The sequence below is a fragment of the Pseudobacter sp. genome (assembly GCF_051955275.1).
In the GTDB taxonomy this organism is placed as follows: domain Bacteria; phylum Bacteroidota; class Bacteroidia; order Chitinophagales; family Chitinophagaceae; genus Pseudobacter.
The window spans coordinates 47,774-54,347 of record NZ_JBQCGW010000192.1 but is presented as its reverse complement, the minus strand read 5'-3'; the positions used below and the strand labels follow the sequence as shown (position 1 = coordinate 54,347).

The following is a 6,574-nucleotide window of genomic DNA, read 5'->3' as shown; positions in this document are numbered from 1 at the left end:
CTCATTTGTTTCCCCAAATTCACAGTGCGGGTACATTTCCTGCTTTTCGGAAGCTATCTTATCAATGAGAGAAAGGCGGCCAAGCCGAGGCTGTTTCTGCAATTTGCGAAAGGAGAAGTGAGCTTTTACGCGGGAGCCGTGAAAAGAATCGATGAGCCGCTGGATGAAGTATACGACTGGAGTGCAGATATCATGAACAAATCATGGGATAGTAAAAAGGCAATAGAAAAGCTCAAAGCCATTCCTGATACCCAGCTCTGCGATGCCATCCTTGATCAGGAAATATTTGCGGGAGCCGGTAATATATTCAAGAATGAAGTGCCCTTCCGGATAAAAGTACATCCTGCCAGTAAAGTAGGCAATCTGCCACCGGCAAAATTGAAAGCCCTGGTAAAGGAAATGGTGAACTATGCATTTGATTTTCTGAAATGGAAGAAAGCTGGAGTGTTGAAGAAAAACTGGAAAGTGCACACAAAAACGGAATGCCCGCGATGTGGCATTCCGTTGAAGAAAGTGTATATGGGAAAAGGAAAAAGGAGAACGTATTTCTGTGATAATTGCCAGGTGAAGTATTGAAGTGTACGTTCAGCTGTAATGAAAGTATCAATCCAATAGATAAACGCAATGGTAATAGTTTCATTACCTGACTTCAATTTCAATGCTGGTCTCCGGCAATCCCGGAATGCTGGCAGAAAGTCTGATCAAACCAGGTTTTCCGGTGGATTGCAGGATCACCAATCCCATCCCTGCCATCAGTTTATGCTGATCAGCTTTGAAAGGTTCATGGCTCACCGGATCTCCATTATCAACACCTGCAATAAAACCCGGACCAGTAACCGAGAATTTCACCAGCTGGTTGGCATCTGGAATGAGCACTCCTTTCTTATCCACTAATTTCACAGTGATATAACTCAGGTCTTTTCCATCAGCTGCAATAGTATTTCTGTCTGCCAGCAGTTGAAGGGCAGCTGGTGCACCAGCGGTTTTGATCTCCTTCGTCAACACTACTTTTCCGGCTTTGCGGGAGATCGCTTTGACTGTCCCAGAGGTATAAGGCACGCGCCATTTCACATGCATATTATCTTTCTCTTTACGTTGCTTTCCCAATGACTTTCCATTGAGAAATAATTCCACTTCATCAGCCTGGTTGTAATAAGCCACTACATCCAGGGTATCCCCGCGCTTCCAGTTCCAATGCGGATAGACATGCAGTACGGGTTTATCTGTCCAGACACTTTGATAGAGGTAATAAACATCCTTCGGAAAGCCCGCCAGGTCAATGATCCCGAAGTAGGAACTGCGCGAAGGCCAGGTGTAAGGAGTAGGTTCTCCCAAATAATCGAAGCCTGTCCATACGAACATACCGGATACATGTTCATTGTTTTCCATCAGCTTCAGTGATTCTTCATGTGTTGAGCCCCAGGGTGCAGAAACATGATCATAAGCAGAAACCGTATTATCTGCATTACCGTCAACTAAAGGCAGATCCCAACGCAGCGGCCACCTGCGAACGGTATCGAATGGGATTTTATCGTAGTGACCACGGGTTTCGAGTGCCGAAGTACTTTCTGTGATGATCAGTTTTTTGCCGGGCCAGTCCTGATGGAATGAAAGCCAGCGTGCTGTATTGTAATTGTATCCTACTACATCCGACATGCCGGAACGGATCAGGTTATTGTATGGGCCTGCTTCGTTATTGCCGGACACAACAATACGGGTGCTATCGAGTGCACGCACAATACCACTGAGTTCCAGCGCCATATTCATGCCGGTGCTATCGCCCCATTGTTCTATGATCTCATTGCCGATACTCCAGAAGATCACAGAAGGGTGGTTCCTGTCGCGCAGGATATGATCGCGGATATCTCGCTGGTGTTCTTCATCCCAGTAGAGGGAATAGTCGTAGTTTGTTTTGCTGTGCCTCCACATATCGAAGGTTTCATTCATCACAATAAATCCCATTTTGTCGCAGAGGTCCAGCAGCTCCGGTGCAGGAGGATTGTGCGAAGTGCGGATGGCATTGCATCCCATCGCTTTTAATAATTCCAGTTGACGTTCAATGGCGCGCGTATTCACTGCTGTGCCCAGCGCCCCCAGATCGTGGTGATTACAAACGCCACGGATTTTGAGATGTTCACCGTTGAGTGAAAACCCTTTATCCTTATCCATGTTGAAATAGCGGATGCCATGCGTGGTCTGGTATTTATCGAGCTCCCGGCCTTCAGAAGATTGCAACACGGATTCCACTGTGTAGAGATAGGGATCATTGACAGACCAGAGATGAGGGTTGGTGATCTTCATCGTTTGAACAACCGGCATGGCAACGCCCGGCAATGCAGTGATCTCTTTATTCTCTGACGCTACTTTGTTGTGCTGCTGATCATATACTGTAGTGAGCAGCACCAGTTTTTGTCTGGCACTGCCTGCATTTTGCACTTTGGTTTCAATCTGCAGGTCTGAATTGTTCTTAGTGATATTCCTGCTGATCGCAAATGTTCCCCAATGCTTGATGGATGATTTATTCAGGGTGGTGAGCCATACATGACGGTAAATACCGGAGCCGGAATACCAGCGGCTATTGGGTTGCAGGTTATTGCTCACTTTCACAGCAATGGTATTGGGCTTTCCATCGGCATGTAGCCAGGGTGTTAGATCATATTGAAACGAAACATATCCATGCGCGCGTTTACCGAGATAATTCCCGTTGATCCATACCTCGCTGTTGCAGTAAATGCCATCGAATGAAATATATACCTGCTTGTCTGCATCCGCTGCAGGCAGGGTAAATGTTTTACGGTACCAGCCAATTCCTCCGGGCAAGGCGCCTCCATTGTATGTTGCAGGATGGTCTTTGCTGAACCTGCCTTCAATGCTCCAGTCGTGCGGCAGATCCAATGATCGCCAGTCGCCATCGGAAACAGTTGTAGCGGAATAATTGTTGACACTGTCAAGTCTGAACTTCCAGCCTTCATCAAAATTTTTCCGCGCGCCGTGTTGCGAATGTGCAGGGAAATAAAAATACAGGAATACGAAAAAGTACAATGCAATCTTTCTCATGCATGTTGTTTTATTGTTTTACGGATAATGCCTCATTTTGATTAGCAGGCCAAACTGCCGTAGACTGCTGGATCAACCTGAGACATTACCCGTAAATTAATTATTTGTGGTGAGTGCTGAAATGATATCGGGAAAAACTTTATCGCCATTGTTCCGGTTGAAGAGGCCGCTGCCTTTGTCGCCCGTAAAACCGGCATCCCGGTACATGGGCACCAACCCGTGCGATTTGATTGAAGTGGAAATATATCTCATATAGCATAACCGGTATTTTGCATGGTCTTCATTGGCGGCCGTGAATATTTATCAATACATACAGATCGGCGCTCAATGCACAGTTCACCATTTCCTCCACGCGTTTCATCCAGGAAATACGCATCAGGATTTTTTTACAGTGCATAAAAAATGGCAATCCCGTTCTGCTGGTGAGCAGGACTGCCTCTAACCTGCCTGCTATGGTATAACGTAGTGGAAGGATAACCACTCGTCTTTTGCTGCATCGTACACAGTGCCAAACCAGATCCCTTTAGTCCGGAAACTATCCGGAAAGGCTTTCACTACTTTCAGCTTGTTATTGGTGGGGTTCAACCAGCTGACTGCATTCAGCAATAAAGTATTACCGGTGAGTGTGATCTCATTGGTGGCTTCATTGATGCTGAAAGTTCCGGTAGTGGTAACGCCCTTCTGAAAGCGGGTGTAATTATTGCCCCCGATATTATCGAAGCGGATCCAGGCATTGTTCACAGCTTCTGCCCAGCCTGCATTCCAGCCCCAGTCTGCACTGGAGCTTGCACCGGTTGTCCAGCCTCTTCCCTTGGCGATCCAGTCCACTGGGTTACCGGCTGCATCCAGCTGCCAGAAGCGGCCGGAGTTGGCACCACCGGTGAGCATGGTCATGAGCTCGCCGGGTCCAAACACAGGATTGGTGCCTTCGTCCGGTTCTGGTTCTTCAGTGGGAGGAGGTGTCCAGCTATCGCTGAATGATTTCGACATGAAATTGAGCACCTGGTATTCGTCCTTGCTCTTGTTTTTTCCAGCCAGCTGAAGGAAATTTTCTGTCAATGAAAGTATTCGCCAGCTGGTAAGGCTTGCCAGATCATTGGGAGAAGAACTTACAAAGAGCGGGGTTGCCCCGGAAGTGGTAAGAACGAGTGTATTTACATCCAGGAAGTAGGTGCCCGATTCTGTATTGTAACCGCCTACCCCTTTGTGATCGGTGGCGAGAAAGGGACCGCCTTTGAGGCTGAAGGTCATATACCCGTAATCTCTTTTCTCTGCCGCCCAGGTATCACTGGTGTAAACAGGATCGTAGGTCCAGCAATTGGGGCCGCTGGGATTGGTGCAAACCTTACCCCATGCCACGGTTTTGCCATCGGCGCTTTTGGTGCCATAGGCATTGTCCATTCCCGCAAAGTAAACAGGACTGGTATAATGTTTTTTATCGCCATTGGCATTTCCATCCAGCACCCAGGTCTTTTCATTACCCGGGCCACCTGCCAGCAGGATCCAGAGGGCATCGTTCACATAATCCAGGTTGTCCTTGGTAACCTTGATGGTTACAGGCTCTTTTGTAACGATACCTCCGGCAGTAACTGCGGAGTATTTGATCACATAGTCGCCTTTGAAAGCGAAACGTACCGTATCCACCTGCCTGGTTGATTTACCGGTACCGAAATCCCACATGGGCACAGTGCCTGGCGTTTGATTGATAAGATATACAGTGTTGCCGCCAGCATCTTTCTGATAGTCCTGCACCACATCAAACTTCAGCTCAGTTGAATCAGGAAGAGCACCCAGATCATGACCGGGTTTTTTACAGGCATCTGCCAGGAGCATTCCTGCCAGCATGATCCATACAAAAAATTTATAGCGTTGCATACAATTCGGTTTTAAGTTGAATCGGGAAGATGATTACCATCCTGCATTCTGTTTGAGCACGTTATTGGATAAGGTGATCTGTGTATATGGGATCTGCACCAGTCCTTTTGTTTCCGCGATCTTTGCCGCACTGATGGTTTTGTTGGTGCTCACGCCTCCGTTCTCCACATTGGTTGATTCGGCAATGGTTGTTGCGGCCACATTCACGCCCTGCCTGAGCAGATCGTAGAGCCTGTGACCTTCCAGTGCAAATTCAAGTCTCCTTTCCTTCATGATATTTTCCTGGCTGATGGCCAGTGGTGTGAAGTTGGCTTTGTAGGCCCTCTTCCTTACATCATCAAAATAGGTCTGTGCATTGGGCGCACCCAGTTCAGCAGCCATCAGCAACACATCGGCGTAGCGGATGCTCACATAATCCTGGAACTGTCCGATCATGAAGTTCACGCCGCCTTTGTTCACAGCTATGCTGTTGCCATTCTCGTCGCAGGTAGGCGTATATTTCTTGACATAGTAACCGGTGTATTCGCGCTGGTTGCCTTTCATGGTGAAGTTGATGCCTTCATCTATGATGGAAGTGATGGTGGCGCCTCTTCTTGTATCTGTTGCCAGGTAAGCGTTCCAGAGCTTAGGGTTTACTGTGCCGCCGCCCCATCCCTGTCCGTAAGGAAAAGAGAACTGATCACGCAGACCGAACATCACCAGCCAGTGATTGCCATCTGTATTGCCATCGTAATCGCTGGTGAAGGTGTATTTGATAGCGAAGACTGTTTCTTTATTGTCTTCTCCGGCATAAGTAAGAACGGAAGCTGCAGGCCAGAGATTTTTATAGTCTTCCACCAGGCCGTATCCGCCGTTGGTGATCACATCCACCAGTCCATTCAGTGCTTCTGCTTTGGTGGTTACGCCAGCCAGATCAGGCTTGCTGTAATAACCGGTGTAGTAGAGGTACACTCTTCCTAACAAGGATGCAGCGGCCCATTTGGTGACCCTTCCGTAAGTGGCGGGAGCCTGCGATGTATATTTTGTATTGGGCAGGTTTTGTGCTGCAAATTCAAGATCCTCTGCAATGAGTTTGTACACTTCATCAGGGCTAGCCTGTGGTACATTCTCATTGCCGGGTTGCGTGAGCAATGGAATACTTCCCCACATTCTCACCATATCGAAATAGAGATAAGCACGCAGGAACCTGGTTTCAGATTCATAGATGGGGCGCATTGATTCCTGTCCCTTCCAATTGATCTGTTCCATTTTGCTCAGCAGCATATTACAGCGATAGAGCGCTTTGTAGTAGTTGATCCAGTTGGAATTGAAAAAATTCTGATCTGATGGAGAGCGGCTCTTGTCGAACTCATCCATCATCTGGTAACCGAATCCATCAGAATTGCCTGTGCCGCCAAAGGTATTGTCGGACATTACTTCAGCCGCTACCGGTAAGGCGATGCCATCTTTCCATACCTGTTGCAGGCCGTCGTAACAACCCACCAGTGCTTTGAAGGCGTCCCCCGGTGTTTTGTAAAAGTTCTGTTCAGTGGCAGTGGTAACGTCTTCCGTATCCAGGAATGATTTGCTGCAGGCTCCCGACATCAGCAGGAGGGTGAGCGGTATATAGAGTCTGATCTTTTTCATAATTGTGACAGTTAAG

The 6,574-nt window shown here is 47.8% G+C and carries 5 protein-coding genes; 1 reads left to right on the top strand and 4 read right to left on the bottom strand.

Annotated elements, in window-relative coordinates; genetic code table 11:
- Positions 1-576 (top strand): zinc finger domain-containing protein (locus ACTHMC_RS16910; RefSeq protein ID WP_440414800.1); only part of this gene is annotated, 576 nt, incomplete at its 5' end.
- 63 nt (positions 577-639) lie between these two features.
- On the opposite strand, the gene ACTHMC_RS16905 is transcribed toward ACTHMC_RS16910, so the two are convergent.
- The 4 genes from ACTHMC_RS16905 to ACTHMC_RS16890 all read right to left on the bottom strand — a co-directional run bounded on the left by ACTHMC_RS16905 (position 640) and on the right by ACTHMC_RS16890 (position 6,558).
- Positions 640-3,057 (bottom strand): glycoside hydrolase family 2 TIM barrel-domain containing protein, encoded by a 2,418-nt coding sequence (locus ACTHMC_RS16905; protein ID WP_440414798.1) that lies wholly within the window; start codon positions 3,055-3,057, stop codon positions 640-642.
- Positions 3,058-3,153: 96 nt separating this feature from the next.
- Entirely contained in the window at positions 3,154-3,309 is a 156-nt protein-coding gene (locus ACTHMC_RS16900) for a hypothetical protein (protein ID WP_440414797.1), read from the bottom strand.
- A gap of 198 nt (positions 3,310-3,507) precedes the next feature.
- On the bottom strand, positions 3,508-4,932 hold the full coding sequence (locus ACTHMC_RS16895; RefSeq protein WP_440414795.1) for a hypothetical protein: 1,425 nt from the start codon (positions 4,930-4,932) through the stop codon (positions 3,508-3,510).
- A 33-nt stretch (positions 4,933-4,965) separates the two neighbouring features.
- Entirely contained in the window at positions 4,966-6,558 is a 1,593-nt protein-coding gene (locus tag ACTHMC_RS16890; protein WP_440414793.1) for a RagB/SusD family nutrient uptake outer membrane protein, read from the bottom strand.
- Positions 6,559-6,574 lie beyond the last annotated feature (16 nt).